The organism is Thioclava sp. ISO4 (genome assembly GCF_058105145.1).
The window spans coordinates 1237526-1260995 of record NZ_CM176571.1 but is presented as its reverse complement, the minus strand read 5'-3'; the positions used below and the strand labels follow the sequence as shown (position 1 = coordinate 1260995).

Annotated in this window: 20 protein-coding genes; 6 read left to right on the top strand and 14 right to left on the bottom strand. The window is 63.4% G+C overall.

Going from position 1 to position 23470, the window contains the following annotated elements; genetic code table 11:
* Positions 1-47 precede the first annotated feature (47 nt).
* The 7 genes from AC2TZ7_RS06365 to AC2TZ7_RS06335 all read right to left on the bottom strand — a co-directional run bounded on the left by AC2TZ7_RS06365 (position 48) and on the right by AC2TZ7_RS06335 (position 7286).
* A complete protein-coding gene (locus AC2TZ7_RS06365; RefSeq protein WP_078604208.1) occupies positions 48-809 on the bottom strand; it encodes an SDR family oxidoreductase in 762 nt (253 codons plus the stop codon).
* A 119-nt stretch (positions 810-928) separates the two neighbouring features.
* The gene (locus AC2TZ7_RS06360) at positions 929-1957 is read right to left on the bottom strand and encodes a TRAP transporter substrate-binding protein (protein ID WP_078545523.1); all 1029 of its coding nucleotides are present in this window, start codon (positions 1955-1957) and stop codon (positions 929-931) included.
* Positions 1958-2007: 50 nt separating this feature from the next.
* The gene (locus tag AC2TZ7_RS06355) at positions 2008-3285 is read right to left on the bottom strand and encodes a TRAP transporter large permease (RefSeq protein WP_078545521.1); all 1278 of its coding nucleotides are present in this window, start codon (positions 3283-3285) and stop codon (positions 2008-2010) included.
* The gene (locus tag AC2TZ7_RS06350) at positions 3282-3818 is read right to left on the bottom strand and encodes a TRAP transporter small permease (protein WP_078601893.1); all 537 of its coding nucleotides are present in this window, start codon (positions 3816-3818) and stop codon (positions 3282-3284) included. The genes AC2TZ7_RS06355 and AC2TZ7_RS06350 overlap by 4 nt, the downstream gene beginning before the upstream one ends.
* A 4-nt stretch (positions 3819-3822) precedes the next feature.
* Positions 3823-4980, bottom strand: coding sequence for a fumarylacetoacetate hydrolase family protein (locus AC2TZ7_RS06345; RefSeq protein WP_489866281.1), 1158 nt, complete (start codon positions 4978-4980; stop codon positions 3823-3825).
* Positions 4981-5121: 141 nt separating this feature from the next.
* A complete protein-coding gene (locus tag AC2TZ7_RS06340) occupies positions 5122-5838 on the bottom strand; it encodes a FadR/GntR family transcriptional regulator (protein ID WP_078545515.1) in 717 nt (238 codons plus the stop codon).
* A 29-nt stretch (positions 5839-5867) separates the two neighbouring features.
* Entirely contained in the window at positions 5868-7286 is a 1419-nt protein-coding gene (locus AC2TZ7_RS06335) for an FAD-binding oxidoreductase (RefSeq protein WP_489866280.1), read from the bottom strand.
* A 155-nt stretch (positions 7287-7441) separates the two neighbouring features.
* On the opposite strand from AC2TZ7_RS06335, the gene denD reads away from it, so the two are divergent.
* The 3 genes from denD to AC2TZ7_RS06320 are packed head-to-tail and all read left to right on the top strand — an operon-like array spanning position 7442 to position 11096.
* Entirely contained in the window at positions 7442-8425 is a 984-nt protein-coding gene (gene denD / locus AC2TZ7_RS06330) for a D-erythronate dehydrogenase (protein WP_489866279.1), read from the top strand.
* Entirely contained in the window at positions 8422-9324 is a 903-nt protein-coding gene (locus AC2TZ7_RS06325) for an NAD(P)-dependent oxidoreductase (RefSeq protein WP_489866278.1), read from the top strand. The genes denD and AC2TZ7_RS06325 overlap by 4 nt, the downstream gene beginning before the upstream one ends.
* Positions 9321-11096, top strand: coding sequence for an IlvD/Edd family dehydratase (locus AC2TZ7_RS06320; protein WP_489866277.1), 1776 nt, complete (start codon positions 9321-9323; stop codon positions 11094-11096). Before AC2TZ7_RS06325 ends, AC2TZ7_RS06320 begins: the two co-directional genes overlap by 4 nt.
* A gap of 487 nt (positions 11097-11583) precedes the next feature.
* Here the strand turns inward: AC2TZ7_RS06320 and AC2TZ7_RS06315 are convergent, their stop codons facing one another.
* The 7 genes from AC2TZ7_RS06315 to AC2TZ7_RS06285 all read right to left on the bottom strand — a co-directional run bounded on the left by AC2TZ7_RS06315 (position 11584) and on the right by AC2TZ7_RS06285 (position 19993).
* On the bottom strand, positions 11584-12462 hold the full coding sequence (locus AC2TZ7_RS06315) for an SMP-30/gluconolactonase/LRE family protein (protein WP_489866276.1): 879 nt from the start codon (positions 12460-12462) through the stop codon (positions 11584-11586).
* Positions 12463-12488: 26 nt separating this feature from the next.
* Entirely contained in the window at positions 12489-13415 is a 927-nt protein-coding gene (gene kce, locus AC2TZ7_RS06310; RefSeq protein ID WP_078545473.1) for a 3,5-dioxohexanoate:acetyl-CoA acetone transferase, read from the bottom strand.
* A gap of 4 nt (positions 13416-13419) precedes the next feature.
* A complete protein-coding gene (locus AC2TZ7_RS06305) occupies positions 13420-14361 on the bottom strand; it encodes a 3-hydroxyacyl-CoA dehydrogenase (protein ID WP_489866275.1) in 942 nt (313 codons plus the stop codon).
* On the bottom strand, positions 14361-15155 hold the full coding sequence (locus tag AC2TZ7_RS06300) for an SDR family oxidoreductase (protein ID WP_078604222.1): 795 nt from the start codon (positions 15153-15155) through the stop codon (positions 14361-14363). The genes AC2TZ7_RS06305 and AC2TZ7_RS06300 overlap by 1 nt, the downstream gene beginning before the upstream one ends.
* A 14-nt stretch (positions 15156-15169) precedes the next feature.
* Positions 15170-17233, bottom strand: coding sequence for an ABC transporter permease (locus AC2TZ7_RS06295; RefSeq protein WP_489866274.1), 2064 nt, complete (start codon positions 17231-17233; stop codon positions 15170-15172).
* Positions 17230-18801: a sugar ABC transporter ATP-binding protein gene (locus tag AC2TZ7_RS06290; RefSeq protein WP_489866273.1), complete on the bottom strand. Its 1572-nt coding sequence runs from the start codon at positions 18799-18801 to the stop codon at positions 17230-17232. The genes AC2TZ7_RS06295 and AC2TZ7_RS06290 overlap by 4 nt, the downstream gene beginning before the upstream one ends.
* 76 nt (positions 18802-18877) lie before the next feature.
* Positions 18878-19993: a sugar ABC transporter substrate-binding protein gene (locus AC2TZ7_RS06285; protein ID WP_078601924.1), complete on the bottom strand. Its 1116-nt coding sequence runs from the start codon at positions 19991-19993 to the stop codon at positions 18878-18880.
* Between the two features lie 122 nt (positions 19994-20115).
* Here AC2TZ7_RS06285 and AC2TZ7_RS06280 point away from each other — a divergent pair, with 122 nt between their 5' ends.
* The 3 genes from AC2TZ7_RS06280 (at position 20116) to AC2TZ7_RS06270 (ending at position 23468) form a co-directional block, all read left to right on the top strand.
* Positions 20116-20808 carry a GntR family transcriptional regulator gene (locus AC2TZ7_RS06280; protein ID WP_489866272.1) on the top strand — a complete coding sequence of 231 codons (693 nt, stop codon included), beginning with the start codon at positions 20116-20118 and terminating at the stop codon, positions 20806-20808.
* Between the two features lie 558 nt (positions 20809-21366).
* Entirely contained in the window at positions 21367-22521 is a 1155-nt protein-coding gene (locus tag AC2TZ7_RS06275; protein ID WP_246831799.1) for an ABC transporter substrate-binding protein, read from the top strand.
* Between the two features lie 92 nt (positions 22522-22613).
* Complete coding sequence (locus AC2TZ7_RS06270; protein ID WP_489866271.1) at positions 22614-23468, top strand: branched-chain amino acid ABC transporter permease; 855 nt, start codon at positions 22614-22616, stop codon at positions 23466-23468.
* Positions 23469-23470 lie beyond the last annotated feature (2 nt).

Genomic DNA, 23470 nt, shown 5'->3' with positions numbered 1-23470 from the left:
CGACGCAGAACGGCGTCGCAGAGACCCTTCGTTCAATGCGCGCGGTTTCAAAGAACCGCCGTCATGCCGCCGTCGATGTAGAGGATTTGTCCGTTCACGAAATCCGAGGCCGACGAGGCGAGAAATACCACCGCGCCCTGCAATTCCTCGGGCTTTCCCCAGCGCCCGGCGGGTGTGCGCCCGCGGACCCAGCTGTCGAAATCCTGATCTTCCTGAAGCGGGCGCGTCATGTCGGTCATCATGTAGCCGGGTCCGATGGCGTTCGCTTGAATGTTCGAGCCGGCCCACTCCGCCGCCATCGACCGCGTCAGCATTTTGACGCCCCCTTTGGCGACCGTGTAGGGCGCGACCGTGACGCGGGCGAGGTCGCTCATCAGCGAGCCGATATTGATGATTTTGCCGCCCCCTTTCGCGATCATCCGCGAAGCTGCTTCGCGGCCACAAAGGAATGCAGAGGTCAGGTTGGTATCGAGCACGCGCTGCCAGTCCGCCGCGCTCAGTTCCAACATCGGACGGCGCAACTGGATACCGGCATTGTTCACCAGAATGTCCGGGGTGCGCCCCTCCGCGTCGAGCCTCTCGAACGCCGCGCGCACGGCGGCCTCGTCGGAGACGTCGAAGGCCGCGGCGCTCACGTCGTAGCCTTGTTCGATCATTTCCTTTCGAGTCTGCTCGAGCCGTGCGGCATCAAACCCGTTGAGCACCACGTGCGCGCCCGCGGCCGCCAGCGCCTCCGCGAAGGTTCTGCCCAGACCGCGAGACGAGCCGGTGACCAGTGCGGTTTTGCCTGAGAGATCGAATGTGTTCATCGCCCTATCCTCGTGTCCGTGTCGTGACCAAAAAGGGAGAGGCGGGCCGGAGGACATGGCCCGCCTCTTGATCCGCCCGAGGGAATGGGCGGATCAGCTTGAGACTACATTACGCAGCCTCAGTTGCTGCTCGCTTTCTTCTCGGAGCGAAGCCCGTCGATCGTCTTCTGCACCCGATCGATGACGTCGCCACCGATTTCGTCGCGGTGCTTGTCGTAGACGACCTGCGACTTCTCACGCATGCGAGCCAGCTCTTCAGGCGAGACTTTGTTGAACTTGATCCCGGCCTTTTCCATCTTCTCGAGCGATTTCTTGTTGAGATCCTGGATCACGTTGCGCTCGACCGAGCCGCCCTTGACTGCACAGGTGCGCAGCGCATCCTGTTCGTCGGGATCGAACGTATCAAAGATCGGCTTCGAGAACAGGAAGAGGAAGGGCGTATAAGCGTGCTTCGTCTCGCTGATATATTTCTGCACCTCGTAGAACTTCGAAGTGTCGATCGTGACATAGGGGTTTTCCTGTGCATCGATCGCGCCGGTCTCCAGTGCAGAGAACACTTCGCCGAAGGCCATCGGCGTCGCGTTGGCACCGAGATTGTCGAAAGTGTCGAGGAAGATATTGTTCTGCATCACGCGGATCTTGATGCCCTTGAGGTCTTCCCACTTGGTGATCGGACGCTTCGAGTTCGACACGTTACGAAACCCGTTCTCCCAATAGGCGAGGTTGACCAGCCCTTTGTCGGCCAGCTTGTCATTCAGAAACTTGCCGAAATCGCCATCCATGACGGCGTAGGCTTCCTCGTTGGTCTGGAACAGGAACGGCAGATCAAACACACCGAGCGCCGGTTCGATCCCGACAAGCGGCGAGGACGAGGTCACCACCGCGTCGAGCGTGCCCGAGCGAAGCGCCTGGGTCGCCTGAAGGTCGCCGCCAAGCGAACCGCTCCAGTAAGCCTGAAGCTTCATCTTGCCGCCGGTCTTGTCGTCAAGACACTGCTGCATCGCATCGACGCCATTATGCACCGGGTGGTTTTCGGCGACACCGTTGGAAATACGGATCGTGCGGTCGTGGAATTCGGCTGCGGCAGGGCTTGCGACCGCTACCATCGTGCCAAGCAGAAGCGCTGCTTTAATTGCCTTGGTTTTCATTGTTTCCTCCCTTTGGAAATTAACGTTGGCAAATGTTGACCCGTGACCGGTCAGTAGAACCAATGTGCCGGAACGAGCACGATCTGCGGAAAGGCCACGAGAACGAAGAGCACCAGGATCTCGGCCACGAGGAAGGGCCAGACACCGATGATCACACGGCCAAGGGGGATCCTCCCGACCCCGCTGACCACGTTGAGGACGACACCGACAGGCGGCGTCAGAAGTCCGATGCAGCAGTTCATGATGAACATCACACCGAAGTAGATCGGATCGATCCCCGCCTTCTGCACCAGCGGCAAGAGCACCGGGGTCAGGATCAGGATCGTCGGCGTGAGATCGAGGGCGGTGCCGACCATAATAATCAGCACCATGATGAAGGCCATGAGCAGCTTCGGATGCTCGATCAGCGGTTCGATGATGCTGCCGAGCTCGGCGGGGATATTCGCCATCGTGATGAGCCAAGCCGAGACCAGCGCGGCACAGACAAGGAACATGATCGCCGCCGTTGTGCGACCTGCCGCGATGAACACGCCCGGCAGGGATTTCAAGGTGAGTTCGCGATAGACGAAGAGCCCGACGAAGAGCGCATAGAAGGTCGCGATCACCGCAGCCTCGGTCGGGGTGACGACACCGAACTTGATACCGCCGAGAATGATCACCGGCATGCCAAGCGCCCAGATTGCGCGCATCCCTGCCCGGCCTTTCTCGCCCCAGCTGGCACGCGGCAACGTCTCGGCCTTGTCCTTCCGGGCAACGAAGAGCCAAGTGACGATCAGCACGGTCCCCATCAGGACACCAGGTGCGATGCCAGCCATGAACAGCTTGGAGATCGAAAGGTTGCTCGCGACGCCGAAGATAATGAAGGCCATCGAGGGCGGGATGACCGGCGCGATCACGCCACCTGCGGCGATCAGGCCGGCAGAACGCGGCACGTCATAGCCGGCGCGGCTCATCATCGGCAGCAAGATCGCAGCGAGTGCGGCACTATCGGCGGCAGCCGAGCCAGAGATCGAGGCGAGGATTACCGCCGCCATGATGGCGACGATGCCCAGACCGCCGCGGATATGCCCGACGCAGGCGATCGCGAAGTCGATGATCCGGCGCGAGAGCCCGCCGGCATTCATCAGTTCGCCTGCGAGAATGAAGAACGGGATCGCGAGAAGGGTGAAGGTATTCGCCCCGATCGCCATATTCTGGGCGATGATCTGGGTGTTGAACATCCCCAGATATTCCATCAGCGCGATGCCGCAGAAGATCAGAGCGAAGGCAACAGGAACCCCGATGGCCATGGCGCCGATGAGCGCGACAAGAAAGACAACGAGGGTCATGATGCACGCCCCTCGATATCTTCAGCGTCATGATGTTGGCCTGCGAAGCGGGCGAACTCGGCGTCGCTCATCCGACCGGTCAGCAACCGGAAGAGCCGCTCGAGCGAGATGAGGATGATCCCGGCACCCGTGAACAGCCCGGTGCCGTAGACAAAGCCCATCGGCATCATCGTTACCGGAGCGCCCATCGTCATGTTGATCGGCAGCTGCTTCCATGTGCCGATAAAGAGCACCGCCGAACAGCCGATGATCACGATCTCGCTCAGCCCCATCAGGACCATGCGTCCGCGACGACCGAAGGCCGCGACCACCGTCTCCATGCCCATATGCATATGGTGATGGTGTGCGACGACGGCGCCGATGAAGGTCAGCCAGACGAAGAAGAAGCGCGACATTTCCTCCGAGACGGCAATGCCGCTATCGAACGCGTAGCGCAGGATGACATTGAGAAAGACCATCAGAGCCATCCCGGCGAGCAAAAGCGCCAGCAGGATGTCGAGGCCACGGTAGAAGAGTGCGATAAGTTTTTGCATCCGCTTACACCCTGTCGCCGAGGCCGCGGGCGACCAGGTTGGCAATCAGCGCGCGGCTGCCAAAAACCCATTCGGGACAGGCATCACAGCGAGCGACGCGGTTCACCAGAGCCCCGAGTCGCGGCGAAGCAATCTCGACCTCGTCGCCGGTCTCGTGGGTGAAGCCCTGCCCCGGCGCACGGCGATCCTGCACCGGCGCGAAAAGCGTGCCGAGGAACAGGACCGCGCCGTCGGGATATTGGTGGCTGCGATTGAGCATCTGCCGGGCGAGCTCGGCGGGCGACCGGCTGATCGCCTCCATGCGGCTCTCACCCGCCATCTCGAACCCGTCGGTGCCGCGCACGCGCAGAGTGACGACCGCGGTCTCGACATCGGCGAGCGTGAAATGGTCGTCGAAAATCCGCAGGAATGGCCCGATCGCGCAGGAGGCGTTGTTATCCTTGGCCTTGCCGAGCAGGAGCGCCGAGCGGCCTTCGACGTCGCGCAGGTTTACGTCATTGCCCAACGTCGCACCGAGGATCGTGCCATCCGAGCGGATCGCCAGCACAATCTCGGGCTCGGGATTGTTCCAGTCCGAAATCGGGTGGATGCCGATCTCGGCACCGCATCCGACAGATGACATGGGCTGGGCCTTCGTGAAGATCTCTGCGTCCGGACCAATGCCGACCTCGAGATATTGCGACCAGAGGCCCATCTCCTGCAGCAGTGCCTTCACTTTCGCAGCAGCTTCCGATCCGGCAGAGATATCGCGCAGGTTCTCACCGATCACCGGAGCAAGCTTGGCGCGAATGTCCTGCGCGGCCTGAAGGTCGCCGCCGGCGCGTTCTTCGATCACGCGCTCCAGCATACTTTCAGCGAAGGTGACGCCCGCGGCCTTCACCGCCTGAAGATCGATCGGGGCCAAGAGATGACCGGCCGCCCCGGACAGAAAATCCTTGAGTGAGCCGAGCACCGGCAGATCGTCGCGCCGCAGAATTGCGTGCAAATCGTCGCATTCCAGAAGCCCGGAAACCGTCGCTGCGATATGCGTAAGATCGTGCAGGATTCCGTTGCGCAGAACGGTTACGCAGGGCCCGCCTTCCGCCTTCGACCAGACCCGACCGACCAGCAGGGCGCGTGCGTCATCCTCGGGCAAAATACGGCCCGTTTCCAAATTGAGCATAAGTGCCAATTCCCCCTCCATGTTGTCGGGCGCAGTATCTCCTCATACCGCACTGACATATGATGTCAGACAACACTACAACATAAAATACAACCCCTATTCTGCGCCGCCTATGCGGCTCAAGCGTATGTGATGCTCAGCTTACTCGACGAATTCGAACTGCAGGCCGACACGTTCCGCGGAGTTGACCAGATGGCGCTGCATCGCGGCCCGTGCCGCGGCGGGATTGCGCGCTCGAATGGCCTCGCAAATCGCCCCGTGCTCTTCGATCGTCCACGCGATCACATCGTCGAGCTGCCCCTCGGCGCGCGCAATCGTAATGACATGGCTGATCCGCTCCGAGATCGCGGTGACGAATTGCACGAAATAGTCATTGCCCGTCGCCTCGGCGATGATGCGGTGGAAATCGAGGTCGGCTGTGACCCCCGACTTGCCCCAATCACGAATACCCGACAGCCCCATCATCGCGGCGTCGAGCGCCGCCATCTGGGCCTCGGTGTGGTTCACTGCTGCGAGTGCAGCCGCTTCCATCTCCAGCGGCACGCGCACCTGATAGAGATCATTGAAGGCGTGCCGGTCCATCTTCTTGCCATCCTCGAGACGGATCTGGCGTGCTTTGCGCTCCACCACGAAGGCACCGACACCCTGTCGCGTCTCGACCAGCCCCTCGTTGCGCAGTTGCGCAATCGCTTCGCGCACGACGGTGCGGCTCACGCCGAAGGTCTTGGACATCGCATGCTCTGTCGGCAGCTTGTCACCGGCTTTCAGCACGCCATCATAAATCCGCTTGGCGAACTGCGTGGCGATCCGCGTTGGCAGGTGATCCGTGCGGGCAATCTGCTCGAACTCATTATCCATCACTCATTCCTCATCTCGTCCCAAGTCCGTCAACTTTCGAGGTCGATCAGACACCCGGGGTTCATCGTCAAATTTGGATCGATCGCCCGCTTGATCCGCCCCAGCAGATCATGCTGAACCGAAGACGCGCGCGCGGCGAAGTCGGCCTTCTTGAGACGTCCGACCCCGTGCTCTGCGCTGATCGAACCGTCATAGCGATCCAGGACCCCGTTGAGAACTGTTTTAGCTCGAAAAATCTGCTGATCGAGCGCCTCCATGCCCTCCGGGTCTGGCAGCACGTTCAGATGCACATTGCCATCCCCCACGTGACCGTAGGAGACGCAGACCGCCCCGGGCAAGGCTTCTCCGACCGCCGCCTCGGCCTCAGCGACGAACGCAGCCAGTTCTGAAAGCGGCACCGAGAGATCCGTGCGCAGATGTTTTCCGCGCCGCGCCTGCCCCTCGTTCATCCCCTCACGCACCAGCCAGATATTCTGCGCCTGAGCTTTCGACTGCGCGATCACGCCGTCGCGCACGAGCCCCTCTTCCATCGCAAGTTCGAGGAATTGAGAAAGAAGAGCCTCGATATCGACGAGACCCGAGCCCGAAAGCTCAACCAGCGCATAGGCGCGATGTGCGGGCTCAAGCGGCAGCGAAAGATCGGGAATACCCTCGCGTGCGAGCGTGAATGCCTCGGCGGGCAGGAATTCGAAGGCCGACATCAGGTCACAGCACTGGCGACGCGCGAGACGGTAAAGCTCGATCGCGTCTTCTAGTGAGTCGAGCGCCAGCAACGCGGTCGAGACTTGGTCGGGTGCGGGCATCAGCTTGAAGGACACGGCCGTGACGATGCCCAGCACCCCTTCGGCTCCGATGAAAAGCTGCTTGAGATCGATCCCGCGATTATCCTTGCGCAGCCGACTGAGCCGATCGAGCACGCGACCGTCCGGCAGGACGACCTCAAGCCCGAGCACCAGCTCGCGCGTCATTCCATAGCGCAGGACGTTCACCCCGCCCGCATTGGTCGAGACATTGCCACCGATCTGGCAGGTGCCTTGCGCGCCGAGCGCGAGCGGGAAGTAGAGACCGGCCTCGGCCACTTCTTCCTTGAACGACTCGAGCACGACACCAGCTTCGACAACCGCCGTGAAATCCTGTGCGCTCAGGCTGCGGACCCGGTCCATACGCTCGAGCGACAACACGACCTGAGACTCAGGCGCATCGGGCACCGCGCCCAGAGCAAGTCCGCTACGCCCCCCCTGTGGCACAACGCCGAGCCCGAGCTTTGCACAGGCTCGCACGGCGCGGGATACGTCTTCGGTGCTCCGCGGTCGCAAAAGCGCAATGGCAGAACTGGTGATGTCGCCGTGCCAGTCCTGGCAATGGCGCGCGATCAGCCCGGCATCGGTCGAGACCATGTCGCCGCCCAGCATCGTGCAAAGTTCCTTCGCCGCCTCACCTTCCTGCATGCCTATCTCCCCCACTCTTGTTCTTCGTGCTCGCCCGTCGCCCCATCTCGACCAGCTGGACAAAAATGATTTGCATCCCGCATATATCTGGTTATCAGACAACATTACAACATCTTTGATGCTGGACTGCGAATTTCTCAGGGAGGAGACACGTTATGCACGCACTCATTGTCGGCGCGGCGGGAATGGTTGGCCGAAAACTCACCGATCGAATCGTCCGAGGAGCGCCCCTTCAGGGCAAAGCGGTCGACCACCTGTCGCTGGTCGACGTAATCGCCCCCGAAACGCCGGAGGGATACTCAGGCACCACCGATTGCCTTCAAGCCGACCTGTCCGAAGCAGGCACGGCAGAGAAACTGATCGCCGCGCGGCCTGATGTGATCTTCCACCTAGCCGCGATCGTTTCGGGCGAGGCCGAGAAAGATTTCGAAAAGGGCTACCGGATCAATCTCGACGGCAGCCGCGCACTCTTCGAGGCAATCCGTCACGCGAACCTCGCCGATGGCTATCGTCCGCGGGTGGTCTTCGCCTCTTCCATCGCGGTGGTGGGCGCGCCCCTGCCCTATCCGATCCCCGACGAGTTCCACGCGACGCCCCTGACCAGCTACGGCACCCAGAAGGCGATCTGCGAATTGCTGCTGTCGGACTATTCGCGCCATGGTTTCTTCGACGGGATCGGCATCCGCCTGCCCACGATCTGCATCCGTCCGGGCAAACCGAATGCCGCAGCGTCAGGCTTCTTCTCGAACATCCTGCGCGAACCCCTGGTGGGTCAGGAAGCCGTGCTTCCGGTGCCCGAGACGATCCGGCACTGGCACACCTCGCCGCGCTCGGCAGTGGGTTTCATGCTGCACGCAGCCGATATCGATCTGGATGAGGTCGGGCCGCGCCGCAACCTTTCGATGCCGGGTGTCAGCGCCACAGTCGGCGAACAGATCGAAGCCTTGCGCCGAGTTGCAGGACAAAAGGCTGCCGCCCTGATCCGGCGCGAGCCAGACGCGATGATCACCAAGATGTGCGAGAGCTGGGCCGCAGGCTTCGACGCGACCCGCGCCCGCCAACTCGGCTTTACCTCGGAAGACAGCTTTGACGCGATCATCCAAGCGCATATCGAGGATGAACTGGAAGGTGCCGCGTGACACAGCCGCTCCCCAATATTGCTTTTCTGGGCACAGGTCTAATGGGGGCGCCGATGGTTCGGCGCCTCCTCGGGGCGGGCTATCCCGTCACCGTATGGAACCGCGCTGCCGAAAAGGCCCGCCCGCTGGTCGCCGCCGGGGCCGAGCAGGCGGGGAGCCCCGCCGAGGCCGTCGCGAAGGCGGATATCACCTTCACCATGCTTTCTGATGGCGCAGCGGTGGCCGACGTGCTGTTTGCGCAAGGCACAGCCGAAGCCCTGCGCCCGGGCAGCGTGCTGATCGACACCTCGTCGATCGCGCCGGATGTGGCGCGCGATCATGCCGCCCGGCTCGAAGAGCTTGGCGTGACGCAGATCGACTGCCCTGTCTCGGGCGGCACTGCGGGCGCCGAGAGCGGAACGCTCGCTTTGATGGCGGGTGGGCCGAAAGAGACGATCGCGCGGATCGCGCCCGTGCTCGAACCACTTGGGCGAATGACCCATGTCGGCCCTGCGGGCGCCGGTCAGGTCTGCAAACTGGCCAATCAGCAGATCGTCGCGGTCACCATCGGCGCGGTCGCCGAGGCGATGGTCCTCGTGAGAGCGGGCGGCGCAGATCCCGCGAGGTTCCGCGACGCGATCCGCGGTGGCTTTGCCGAAAGCCGCATCCTCGAACTGCATGGCGCGCGGATGATCGCCCGCGATTTCACCCTAGGCGGCCCGTCGCGACTGCAGCTGAAAGACCTTCGCGGCGTCGAGACGCTTGCGAACGCGAACCATCTCGAGCTCCCGCTGACCGATACCGTGCGTGCGGCCTACGAGGCCTTCGTCGCCGCTGGAAACGGCGACGTCGATCATTCCGGGCTGCTGCTTCATATTGAGACGCTCAACAGCGCGTCCCTTCTCGAGGAAAGATCATGACCAAAACCGAACGCCGCCTGCGCTCGCAAGACTGGTTCGACAATCCCGATCATGCCGACCTGACTGCGCTTTATCTCGAACGCTTCATGAATTACGGCACGACGCCTGAAGAGTTGCGCGCGGGCAAGCCGATCATCGGGATCGCCCAGTCGGGCAGCGACCTGAACCCATGCAACCGCCACCATCTGGATCTCGCCAAGCGCGTGCGCGACGGAATCCGCGATGCAGGCGGCATCCCGATCGAATTCCCGACACATACGCTCTTTGAGAACTGTAAGCGTCCGACCGCCGCGCTCGATCGCAACCTCGCCTATCTCGGTCTTGTCGAACTGCTTTACGGCTACCCGTTCGACGGTGTCGTGCTGACCACGGGTTGCGACAAGACCACCCCGTCGGCCCTGATGGCCGCGGCGACAGTCGACCTACCCGCGATCGTTCTGTCCGGCGGGCCGATGCTCGACGGCTGGCACGAGGGAGAACTCGTGGGCTCGGGCACGGTGATCTGGCGTTCACGCCGCAAATACGCCGCGGGCGAAATCACCCGCGACGAGTTTCTCGAAACCGCGCTCGACAGCGCGCCCTCGATTGGCCACTGCAACACGATGGGCACGGCCTCTACCATGAACGCCATCGCGGAGGCGCTAGGTATGTCGCTCACCGGCTGTGCGGCGATACCGGCAGCCTATCGCGCCCGCGGCCAGATGGCCTATCGCACCGGGCGCCGTGCCGTTGAACTGGTTCACGAGGACATCCGGCCCTCGAACATCCTTACCCGCGAGGCCTTCCTGAACGCGATCAAACTGAACGCGGCGATCGGCGGCTCGACCAATGCCCAGCCCCATATCATGGCAATGGCGAAACATGCGGGCGTGACGCTCGATCCGTCGGACTGGCAAACGCATGGCTACGACATCCCGCTGCTGGCCAATGTGCAGCCCGCCGGGAAATATCTGGGCGAACGGTTCCACCGCGCGGGCGGTGTCCCTGCGATCCTGTGGGAACTACTGCAGGCGGGACAGCTGAACGGCGATTGCCCCACCGTCACCGGTCACAGCGTGGCGGAGAACTTAGACGGGCACGAGAGCACCGATCGCGAGGTGATCTACCGTTTCGAGGAGCCGATGATGGAGCGCGCGGGCTTCTATGTCCTCTCTGGCAATCTCTTCGACTTCGCGATCCTGAAGACTTCGGTGATTTCGCCGGAGTTCCGCGAGCGTTATCTCAGTGAGCCGGGCCGCGAGGGAATTCTCGAGGGCACGGCCTTCGTCTTCGACGGCTCGGAAGACTATCATGCCCGCATCAACGACCCTGCACTCGAGATCGACGAATCCTCGATCCTCGTGATCCGGGGGGCGGGTCCGCTCGGCTGGCCGGGCTCTGCGGAAGTGGTGAACATGCAGCCGCCGGATCGCTTGCTGAAACGCGGCATCACCAGCCTGCCGACGATCGGTGACGGGCGACAATCGGGCACCTCGGACAGCCCCTCGATCCTGAACGCCTCCCCCGAGAGCGCGGCGGGCGGCGGGCTGGCATGGCTCCGCACGGGCGATACGATCCGGATCGATCTGAACACCGGGCGCTGCGACATGCTCGTTGCCGACGACGAACTGGCAGCGCGCAAGGCTGGCGACCTGCCGCCGATCCCCGAGGCAGCGACCCCGTGGCAGAAGCTCTACCGCGAGACCGTCACGCAGATGGCCGACGGTGCGACGATCCGCGACGCCGAGCAGTTCCGTCAGCTTGCGAAGAGACTGCCGCGGCACAATCACTGAGATAAACCTCCCCCACCAATCCGATCGGTTGGAAGGGGCTTGTGGTGAGGTCTTTTGGTCAAATTGGCCGGGCCGCAGGCGACAATCCTGCGGTCCATTCCCCCGAGAAGTGAAAGCAGCTATTTCTATTGCCTGTCTCGGAAGAGAGCGCGAGCCGAGCCAATAACAATTGAAGGCGGGCGACGCTAAGAGCTTTGGACTTAAGTGCCGTGCTGAGTGACCTTCAAATGACCCGTGCAGCCTATTTTCAAATCGGTCGCGACAATCTGAAAGCTGCTCTGCGACCAGCTCTTTGACCTATCGTCGAACGGTCACTCTGCGGTCGGTGAGCTAACATATGGGAGCGAGCAATGACCGGCGCACAGCCCGCCTGAACACTGATTTTCGCGACGACACGTTTGGCCGCTCTCCGGTCTCACGCAGCCCCTCTGGATGCGCCTGCGCGCCGAGTGCGCGCAGGACTTTGGAGGGGGGCGGCTTCGACTACTCAGCCGCCGAAGCGCGGCTCCGGCACGCCTTTCACGCCGAGACCGCGGATCGCGAACAGGCTGCCGCGCTGAACACCGTCGTCGGGAAAACGCGGCAGCGGCGGCTTCGCCATCGACGTGACGTAGAGCACGTCGAGATCGGGGCCGCCGAACTGGACGCTCGTGACCTTCTTCACTGGCATCGGGATTTCCATGTCGAGCGTGCCGTCCGGTGCGAAGCGGCAGATCCGCCCGTCATAGACCAGCGCCATCCAGTAATAGCCCTCCGCATCGACCGTCGCCCCATCCGCGGCGCCCCCGTTCGAGGTATCCGCCTTCGCAAAGGTGCGACGGTTCGAAATGCCGCCCGTCTCGATGTCATAGTCATAGGCCCACATCTCACCGGTCCAGGTATCGGTGAAGTAGAAGGTTTTGTCGTCCGGCGAGAAGCAAGGCCCGTTCGAGCAGATGATCCCCTCCTCGAGCTTGGTAACGCTCAGGTCGGGATCGACGCGGTAGAGTGCGCCCAGCGGCCCCGCTTCCTGCATATCCATCGAACCGGCGAAAAACCGGCCGCGCCGATCGCATTTGCCGTCGTTGATACGGGTCGTTGCGAGGTTGGCTTCCGGGTCGTGCAGCAATTCGCAATCGCCGCTGTCAAAATCCAGCAACCAGAACCCCTTGTCGAGCGAGACGATGGCCCCCTTGCCGTCCTTGCGCACCGCCATCGAGCCGATCTTACCCGGCACGTCCCAGGCGCGCAGCTCCGTGCCGTCCGCAGTGCAGCGAAACACCCGTCCATCCATCGAGTCGATGAAATAGAGCCGCTGGCTTTCGACGTCCCAGACCGGGCCCTCGCCCAGCGTCGTCTTCACGTCGAGCAGAATATCGATCTGCATGTTGGTCTCCTCCCTTGGTATCCGGTTCAGAAGTTCACGGCGTCGCCGCCCTTGAGCGCAAGCATCTCGCGCGCCTCGTCCGGCGTCGCGAGCTCGAGGCCCAGCCCCTCGACGAGGGCGCGCGCCTTGGCGACCTGTTGCGCGTTGCTCTCTGCAAGCTTGCCGCGCGAGATCCAGATGCTGTCCTCGAGACCGACGCGGATATTGCCCCCCATGCTCAGTGCCTGTGTCGCGATGCGGAATTGGTCCTTGCCGGCGCCCAGAACCGACCAGCGGAAATCCTTTCCGAAGAGACGGTCTGCCGTGCGCTTCATGTGCATGACATCCTCGGGATGGGTGCCGATCCCCCCCAGAAGACCAAAAACGGACTGAACGAAGAACGGCGGCTTCACGAGGCCACGATCCGCGAAATGCGCGAGGTTGTAGAGATGCGAGATATCGTAGCATTCGAACTCGAACCGGGTGCCGTTGTCGTAACAGGTCTCCAGCACGTATTCGATGTCCTTGAACGAATTGCGGAAGACGAGGTCACGCGACCCCTCGAGATGCTCACGCTCCCATTCGTGCTTGAACTCCTTGTATTTCGCGAGAAGCGGGAAGAAGCCGAAATTCATCGACCCCATGTTGAGCGAGGCGACCTCGGGCGCCCATTGCGCTGCGGGCTTCGTGCGTTCGTCCACCGTCATGTAGGGCGAACCGCCGGTAGTGATATTCACCACCGCATTCGTCGCCTGCTTGATCCGGCCCAGGAACGGCGCGAAGGCCTCGGCGGACTGGTCTGGCTTTCCAGTTTTCGGGTCACGGGCATGCAGGTGCAGGATCGCGGCCCCCGCCTCGGCCGCCCCGATCGCGGCTTCAGCGATCTCGTCGGGCGTGATGGGCAGGTGGTCCGACATCGTCGGCGTGTGGATGGCGCCGGTCACGGCGCAGGTGAGGATGACCTTGTCTGGCATTCTATCAATCTCCGATTTCATCTGTTGCGCGGCGCTTGTGAGCGGCGAGCGCCATGAGGCGCCGGTCTCGCCACGCCTGCCGCTGAGCAAGCTCGTCTGCGGGAAGCGCCGCACGGCGCTCCGCCTCGATCCGGTCCAGCACGGGGCCGCGCCAGTCCGCCGCGGGTTGCCCCGCCATGCCGTCATAAATGCCGCCGTAGCGCGTCACATATTGCCGCACGCCCTCGGGCGCGTTGAGGTCGATGGTCTCGAACGGGCCGATGAAGGACCAGCGAAGCGCGAGCCCTTCGCGCAACCCGATATCGACGTCTTCAGTGCTGGCATATCCATCGGCCACAAGCCGGAACGCCTCATGCAGAAGTGCGCCCTGAAGGCGGTTCATCACGAACCCGTCGATTTCCTTCTGCATGACGATCGGGCGCATGCCGGCCTCGCGCAGAAGATCCGCCGTGCGCTCAAGAAGCGCGGGATCGGTCCAGGGCGCGGGCACCAACTCTGCGGCGGGCACGAGATAGGCGGGATTGATCGGATGATTGACCATGACCCTGTGACGTCCCGCGAGCCCCTCGGAAATGGCCGACGGCAGCAGGGCCGACGACGAGGAGGCGAGCACGGTATCGGGGCCGGCAATCGCGTCGAGACGCGCGAAGATTTGGCGCTTCACTCCGATCTCCTCGAAGGTGCTCTCCTGCACGTGCCGCGCGCCCTCGAGCGCCTCTTCGAGCGTGGCGACCGGCTCGATGCGCGCGAGCGCTTCCTCGGCTGTTCCGGGGATGAGGCCCAGGCGCTCCAGTTCCGGTAGCATCTCGGCGGCGAAGTCGCGCGCGGCTTTTGGCGCCGCGGGCACCTCGTCCCACAACCGCACCGGATGACCGGCACGGGCGAACACGATGGCCCAGGCACGCCCGATAAGCCCCGAACCGACGCAGGCGACAGGCTCTTTCATCACAAGGTCTCCACATTGCCATCGACGGGGAAGCTCTGCCCCGACAGGTTGCGCCCGGTCTCAGCGATCAGGAAGGCGGCCATGTCCGCCACGTCCTCGGGCGGGGTCATCCGGCGCAGCGAGACGTTCGACAGATACCGCTCGGTCATCTCTTCATGGCTGATCCCGGTCTGCTTCGCGCGAGCTGCGATCACGCCTTCGATCCGCGGCCCTTCGATAATGCCGGGCAGGATCGCATTGGCACGGATATTCTCGGGACCGAGCTCTTTCGCCAGGCTCTGGGTGAACCCGATCACCCCCCATTTCGCCGAGGCGTAGGGCGTGCGGAACGCATAGCCGAACTTGCCCGCCGAGGAGGAGATGTTGACGATCGCTCCGCCCCCTGCCGCGCGCAGCATCGGCACCGCTTTCCGGGTGCATAGGAACTGACCCGTCAGGCCGATATCGAGGCAGCGCCGCCAATCCTCGGGCGAGATTTCGTCGACCGAGCCGGTGGGCCCCGCAATGCCGGCATTGTTGACCAGCGCATCGAGCCCGCCGAGGGTGTTGCCGATCGCCTCGAAGAAAGATGCCACCGCAGCTTCATCCGAGACGTCGGCGCGCAGGGCCACTTCGGCGCCCAGCTCCTGCGCGGCCCGTTCAAGCGCGGCCTCATCGATGTCGCAGATAGCCAGCCGCGCGCCTTGCCGAGCCAGTTCCCGCGCGATGCACAGACCGATGCCGGAAGCGCCCGCCGTGACCGCTACGCGTTTGCCCTCGAGGCCGGGCAATTTCATCCTGGATGTATCACTCATCGAAATCTCCTTGGTTATTTGCGCAATGCGATCACGGCCATCAGGATGACGAGCCCGAAGAACACTGAGCGGAATGCGAAGGGCAGCGCGGTGCCGGCAAGCAGGGTCTGCATCGCGGTCAGCAGCAGTGCGCCCCCCAGCATGCCCGCGTAATGCCCGCGGCCACCGGTGATCAGCGCCCCACCCACGACGACGACCGCGATCGAGGGCAGAAGGTAGTCATCCCCCATCCCGAGGCTCGCCTGTCCGGAAAAGCCCGCCAGCAGAACGCCGACCAGCGCCGCGCAGAGAGCCGAGAGGATGTAGACAGAGATGATGACCCTTCCTGTGCGCACCCCCGAGAGGCGCGCCGCCAGTTCGCTGTTGCCGACCGCGTAGACCCGGCGCCCGAACGCGGTGCGTCCCAACAGGACAATCGCGAGCGCGACGAAGGCGGCCATGAAGATGATCACCGGGGTCACCCCCATCAGCTTGCCGGTCATCAGCCAACGCAGCGAGGGCGGTGCGAACCCGGCGGGCGTGCCGCCCGACCAGATCAGCGCCGCGCCCTGAAGAATGCCGTTCATCGCAAGCGTCACGACGATCGGCGACAGGCCCAGCGCCACGACGCCCAACCCATTCGCGAGCCCGATCAGCGCAGCCACCGCGAAGACCACCGGCAGCGCCGTGAGCAACCCCATGTCCTGCCCGCCAACGAGCCCGGTCAGCATCACGCCCGACAAAGCGATGCTCCAGGGCAGCGACAGGTCCAGCCCCCCGGTCAGGATCACCGCGCCCTGCCCCAGCGCGAGGATCGCGAGGAAGCTCGAGAGCACGAGGAGCGAGTCCCAGTAACGCCAGCCGCTGAAGACATTGCCCAGCACCAGCTGCGTCGCGATCAGGACCACCACGAGGCAGATCCAGGCGGGCAGGACGTGGCGCAGCGTATGACCGTGACGCTGCAGAAAGCTTTGCGAGGGGGCGGTCTCTGCCGGTCGCGTGAAAGCCAGCCTGTGATCCTCGCCCGAGCGTTGGCCTACGAGCCAACCGCGCCGCCGGGCGCCAATCGCATCGGTGACTTCGCGCAGGCGCTGCGAGAGCGTGCTGTCACGGCGCAACGAGCCCGCGAGCACCGCGATCAGGAGCACTGCGCTTTCCGCGATAGTCGAATAGTAAGCCGAGACGTTGAGCGACAGCAGAAGGTTCACCACGATCATCAGGATATAGGCCCCGAGGATCGTGCCCAGCACACCGCCTTTGCCACCGCCAAGACGGGTGCCGCCGATCACCACAGCCGCGAAGGTCGGCAACAGGAGCGAGTTCCCCACCAGCGGGTCGCCGCTGCCGGTCTGGGCGCTGACAAAAACCCCGGCGAGCCCGTAAAGCCCACCTGCGAGCACGTAGGTCGCGAAGGTAACGGTGCGCGCGTGAAGCCCCGTCGCGCGGGCAGCCTCGGCGTCGCTGCCCACTGCATAGAGCGTGATCCCGTAGCCGGTGCGCTTGAGCCAGAGCCACAGCGCCACCAGCACGAGCATCAGCGTGATCGGTGCAGGCAGAAGACCGGGGATCGTGTCACCAAGATAGACGGATGCGAGCGAAGGCGCGACGAAGCCGCCCGGCATTGCCATCACAAGAAGCGTCAGCCCTTGGACGATGAACATCACCGCCAAGGTGACCACGATGGGCTGCAGGCGCACCACAGCCACGAAAAAGCCGTTCACCGCGCCCACGGCCATGCCGATACCGATCCCGATCGCGGTCCAGAGCGGCACGGAGGCCTGCATGTTCGCCGGGTCCATCGAGGTCGCAAGCACCGCGTTGACCAGCGAGACCACCGCGCCAGCCGACAGGTCGAACCCGCCCGACAGGATAACCAGTGTTTGCCCCGCAGCCGCGATCGCGGAGGTCGCCCCGCCGCTTGCGAGGAATGAGATGTCGAAATAGCTCAGCGGATAGGGGCTCAGTCCCGCGTTCAACGCCATGAGGCCCGCCAGCACCAGCGCCGCGACGATCACGGCCTGTCCGTGACGCAGGCTGCGTAGCCAGTTGGAGGACTTGCGGCGCGGCGCGGCCCCGGATGATAGGCTTTGGTCACTCATGCCCGGACCTCCTGTTTCGGATGCGTCGTGTCTCCCTTCAGCGGTGCGTTGCCGCCGAGCGTGGCCTGCATGATCGCGTTCTCGCTCAATTCTTCACCCTCGAGCCAACACGACAGCCGACCCTCGTAGAGGACGCCGACCCGGTCGCACAGATGCACGAGTTCAGGGATTTCGGTGGAATGGAGCAGGACCGAACCGCCTGCATCCGTATAGGCGCGCAGCAGCGCATAGATCTGCTCTTTCGTCCCGACATCGATGCCGCGCGTCGGATCGAAGAGGAGCAGAATCCGGCTCTGCGCCACGAGCCACTTGGCCAGCACGATCTTCTGCTGATTGCCGCCCGAGAATGCGCCCGCGGGCAGGTAATGCGCGCGCTCGTCCACCTCGACGGCGGCGAAAGCCCCCGCAGCGGCACGCGCCTCCGCCCCGTCATCGAGAACCGGCCCCCGGTGAAATCGCGAGAGCACGGGCAGGCTGGCATTCTGCCGCCCGCTGAGTTCCAGGAACAAACCTTGAGTCTTGCGTTCCTCGGGCACGAGCCCGATCGCGACCGACGGATGCAGCGCATCGGCCGGGGCGCGCAGATGGAGGGGCGTCCCGTCCAGCTCGATATGGCCCGCGCGCAACCGCTCCTGTCCGAAAAGGGCGGAGAACAGCGCCTCCTGCCCCATGCCTTGCAGCCCGGCAATCCCGAGGATTTCTCCCTTATGTAACGCGATCTCGGCATTGCGCAGCTTCGGCCCCGCCGACAGCCCACGGGTGGCGAGGACCGGGACCTGCCCCGCGATCGCCTTCGGGGCGCGGCGCGGCGGGAAGGCATTCTCGACCGAGCGGCCCACGATCATCTCGACCACTTCAGCGTCAGTGACATCCGCGACCTTCGCCGAGGTTACGGACCGTCCGTTGCGCAAGATGGTGAGCGTGTCGCAGAAGGCACGCACTTCGGGCAAGCGGTGCGAGATGAACAGCACGGTAATTCCCTGCGCGGCCGCGTCCGCGATGATCCGGCCGAGCCAGTCGACATCGCTACCAGAGAGCGCCGATGTCGGCTCGTCGAGCAAAAGGATTTCGGGCTGGCGGTAGAGGGCGCGGGCGATCTCGATCTTCTGGCGCACGGCCAAAGTCAGCTCCTCGGCCAACGCATCGAGATCGACGTCGAGGCCCAGCGCTTCGAAATGTGCGGTCACCTCGCGCCGCGCACGGCTGCGGTCCAGCGTGCCGATGATCGTCCGGCGCGACCGGCCCAGCAGCATGTTGTCGAGCACGCTCAGGTCCGGCACCAGCGTCAGCTCCTGAAAGGCGGTCTGGATCCCCGCGGCATGGGCATCGCGCGCATTGCGCAAGCTAACGTCGCGGCCGCCTATTCGGATCGTGCCAGAATCTGGCCGCACGAGCCCCGAGAGCAGTTTCATGGTGGTCGACTTGCCGGCGCCGTTTTCGCCGAGCAGGGCGTGGACGCGGCCGCGAGCGACGGAGAAGCTGACCTTGTCATTGGCGACGGTGGGACCGTAGGCCTTCGATAAGTCGTGAACTTCCACCGCAGGCGCTGAATCGGCGATGCGTGACATGCAATTCTCCGGAATGCGTATGTATGGTGCGGTCTGCGCCCGGCGGCGGAAAGCCCCCGCCGCCGGGCGTGTGACCTCAGTTCTCGGGCTGGCCGACGAGCGCGGCGTTCAGACCAAGCTGCGGCAGATCTTCCGAGAAGATCGAGGCGAACCAGCCGGGGTTCGACACCATCGAGGGCTGGAACACATTGCACCCCGCCTTTTGCTCATCCCAGCTGCCCGTCTCGCAAAGCTGCACGGTGTCGTTGGTGACCAGGGGCAGCGGCAAGGTGGTATGCTTCGGGATGTCCTTCCCTTCGAGCTTGTCGACCGCGAGCTTCAGGGCCAGCGCGCCGGAATAGGGCGGCGAGGCGTAGGAGATCCGGGGCGCGCCCATCGGCGCATAGGGCTTGCTCGCCCCTTCGACCGCTGTATCTGCCGGAAGCATCTGGATGCGCCCGCCATTCGATCCCTCTCCCGCACAGGGCAGCAGCTCGGAAGGATCGCGTCCCGCTTCGAGCTGCATGGAATCCGCCGTGTAGCAGCCGACCTGCATCCAGAGCCCGTTGATATCGGACCAGTCGCGGGTGGCCATCAGCTTGTTGAGTTCAGTCCGGGCCACCGCCTGGCTCCACATGCCCACGGCCTCGCCGACGATATTGATGCCGTCATGCTGGGCGAAGACCTCTTTGGCCGCCTTGGTCCGGGCGGTATCCACGGACGTGCCGGGCACACCTGTCACCATCACGACATCGCCCTTGCCGCCCATCTTGTCGACCAGCCATTCCGCCGTCTTTCGACCGGCCTCCTCTTGGTCGATCGTCACGTTATAGGCACAGGGCTCCGTGATCTCTGCATCATAGGCGATAACCGTCACACCGCGCGAGCAGGCGCTCTTGACGACGCTGTTCAGCGCAGTGGGCGAGATCGGGTAGACGACGATCGCATCCGCACCGGCCTGCACCATCGCGTTGATCTGCTGAATCTGGCGCTGGGCGTTCGGCCCGGCGACCTGGACCTCGAGATCCACCTTGTCGGCATAGTCCTTTGACGCGGCGAGCGCCTTGACCATGTTCGAAGCCTCGGCCTGCCAATCGTTCCCGATATAGCTCATCGAAAGATAGACTTTGTATGGCCCGTCGCTCTGCGCCTGGGCAGCTCCAGCCACGAGACCAAGGGCGCAGGCGGCGCCCGCGATATAGCGTTTGATCATTTCTTCCTCCCATGTCCGGCGACTCTCCCCGGTCGCCTCACGGGATTCACGATCCGATATCTTTGATCAAAAGTCAAAACGTGTTTTATTCTTTTTCGAGCCGGCGTAGTTTAAGCCGTGAAATGAAAGGTCTGACCATGTTCGAAAGCGTCACGCCGCTAAAGCGCGAAACCCTGCAGACGCTGGTGCATCAGCGGCTTTGCGATCTGATTCTGCAGGGCGAGATCGCACCCGGCGAGTCGATCACTGTCGCCAGCATCGCAAAGGCGCTCGACGTAAGCCCGATGCCGGTGCGCGAAGCAATTTCCCGGCTCATGGCCCTCGGAGCCCTGACCATCGTGTCGGGACGATCCATCGGCGTGCCGCGTCTTGGGGCAGAGGAACTCGCCGACCTGCGCAAAGTCCGCTCGGAGATCGAGACCACCGCGGTGGCCTGGGCGGTCGAGCACCGCGATCCCGAGTTCATCGCACAGCTGGAAAAAATTCTCTACGCGATGGAAGCTGCGGAAGCCGCAGGCCAGGTGCGCGAATTCATCCACGCGAATTACGACTTCCACTTCACGATATACCGGCAGGCAGGCTCTCCCCTTCTACTGGAGATCATCGGCAATATCTGGCTGCGGATAAATCCGCAGTTCCACCTGCTGCAACGCCATGGCCACTACCGCGTCTCCAACAAGCAGCACCGCAGGCTGTTCGAGGAGATCCGGGACGGCGACAGTGCGGCGGCCATCGCAGCCCTGCGCGAGGATATCGACAGCGCCTATGAGGTCATCCTTGCCAGCCTCAAGGAGAGCGAAGCCGAGCGCGGGTGAACGGACTGGCCGGCGATGCTGGAAAGAGCGGGCAAAGCCGACCTGAAAAAGCTACCTATATGACAGACTGTAAGTAGCTTTCTCGAACGGTTGGATTGCGGGACGGGGCGGCAGCGCCGTAAAGGGGCGCATGGATACGCGCGTCTTTATCGCCTTCGCGCCGTGGTTATGATTCCACCCTCTGCCACTTTCATCGAGACTGAGACCTCATCACCAGAACCGGACTGTCTCGGCGCGGGCTCTCGCTGGGACGAATATCGTTGGGCGCCTATCGTAACGGGCCGTCACGCGCCGCCAGCCTTTAGACCACCGAACACTCGGACAGGCAGGCGTCCACCGGCCTCCTTTCCGCTTCGGTCTTTTCGTCCGCATTCCCTTATTGCGATGATGAAAAAACTTGCGACTGACGCATCGCGGGCCGACTCACGCGTTTGTGATTGAATCTATGCGTATAGTTATGATCAACATGAGAAATACAAAAAATCACGACAGGGAAAGACCATGATCACAAGACGCAAGTTTCTGGCGACTTCCGCTCTCGCCTCAGGAGCCCTCGCGATGCCCGGGCTGTCGGGACAGGTTCTGGCGCAAGGCCAAGCCATCACGCTCGCCGTGCCGGTGCCGATCTCAGGCGCATTCGCGGCCAATGGCAAATACGCCGTGATCGGAGCGAAGCTGGCGGCTGAAGAGGTCGCTGCGGCGAAGGGCATCGAGGTGAACACGCTCGATCTCGACACCGAGGGCAAGCCCGCGACCGCCGTGCGCAAGGTGCAGGACTCGGCCGAGCAGAACGGCGCGAAGCTATTCGCCGGCGGCATCCTGTCCTCAGTCTCGCTGGCGATGGGCAAGGAAGCCGAGCGCGCGGGTGGCGTCTTCATGACCACCGCGGGTGCTGACGAGATCACCGGCAAGGACTGCAACAGCGCGACCTTCCGCTGGTCGGTGCCGACCTATGGCGCGATCAATGAGACCGTTCGCCCGCTGATCGACATGCTGCCCGATGCAAAGAAATGGTATACGATCACCCCGCAATATGTCTTCGGCGAAGGGCTTCTGAGCGCCGCCAAGGACGTATTCGAGGAAAAGGGCATCGAGCATGTCGGCAACAGCTACCATTCGCTGAGCGAACGGGAATTCTCGGGCTACCTGACCAACGCGATGGCCGCGCAGCCCGACGTTCTTCTGCTGCTGAACTTCGGCTCGCAATCCTCGGCCACGTTGCGTCAGGCAATCTCCTTCGGGATGAAGCAGCGTATGACCATCGTCATCGCATGGGCGTCGGGTCTCGAGCAGTTCGAGGAGCTGGGCGCGGATACCTGCGAGGGCGTCTATTTCGGCGCGCAATATTGGCATCAGGCGGACACGCCCGCGAACAAGGCGCTCGTGAAAGCCGTGCAGGAGAAATACGGCTACAACCCGAACTATTCGCTGGCGGGCTCCTACATCATCTCGAAACTTCTGCTCGAAGCTGCCGCCGAGGCTGGCAGCACCGAGGGCGCAGAGGTGGCCAAGGCGCTCGAAGGTCGGAAATACGACGGCCTCACCGGGCCGGAAGAAATCCGCGCCGCCGATCATCAGGTGATCAAGAACTACTACCTCCTGAAGGGCAAGGCGAAAGCGGATATGCAGGACAAGGACGACTACGCCGAGATCATCAATTCCGGCCAGTCCTTCCTCGATCCGGAAGCTGCGGGCTGCAAGTTGCCGGCCTGACCAGCCGACAGACCGTAGCCATGCCGATCCGCCGGGAGCCCCCCCCGTCTCCCGGCGGATCCCCTCTACTGCCTTACTGGGAGCGTGTGCCCGTGATCTACCTATTCCAGATCCTCAACGGCATCGGGCTGGGAATGCTATATTTCCTGCTCGCCGCCGGGCTGAGCATCATCTTCGGCCTGCTGCAATTCGTGAATTTCGCCCATGGCGCCTTCTATCTGCTGGGCGCCTATCTGACCTATGATCTCGTCGAGCGGGGCGTGAGCTTCTGGATCGCGCTGCCGGTGGCGACACTGATCGTGGCGATCGTCGCTGGCGCGATCGAAGCGCTGCTGCTGCACCGGATCTATAAGCTGCCGCACACGTTCCACATCCTCGTGACGGCGGGCATCGCGTTGGTCTTCCAGGAGCTCGCGATCATCATCTGGGGGCCGATCGGCGGCTCCGTCCCCACGCCTGACGGGCTGGGCGGCGTCGTGATGCTGGGCAACTTCATCTACCCGCAATACCGACTGTTCACGATCATCGTGACGGCGGTGATGGCCGCGGGGCTGTGGTGGCTGCTGGAGGGCACGCGGCTGGGGGCAATTGTGCGCGCGGGCTCTGAGTCGGCGTCGAACATGGCGCTTCTCGGCTACAACACGATGCGCATCAACACCGCCGTTTTCGCCTTCGGCGCCGGGCTGGCCGGCCTTGCCGGAGCGCTTGCCGCGCCGATCCGCGGCGTCGAACCCTTCATGGGCGCCGAGGCGCTCTCGGTCGCCTTCGTCGTCGTCGTGATCGGCGGCATGGGCAGCTATACCGGCGCGTTGGTGGCGGGGTTGCTGATCGGTATCATCCAGAGCCTGATGACGACGATCTGGCCACAGGGCGCACAGCTCTTCATCTATATCGCGATGGCGGCGGTGATCGTGATCCGCCCACGCGGTCTGTTGGGGAGGGTCTGAGC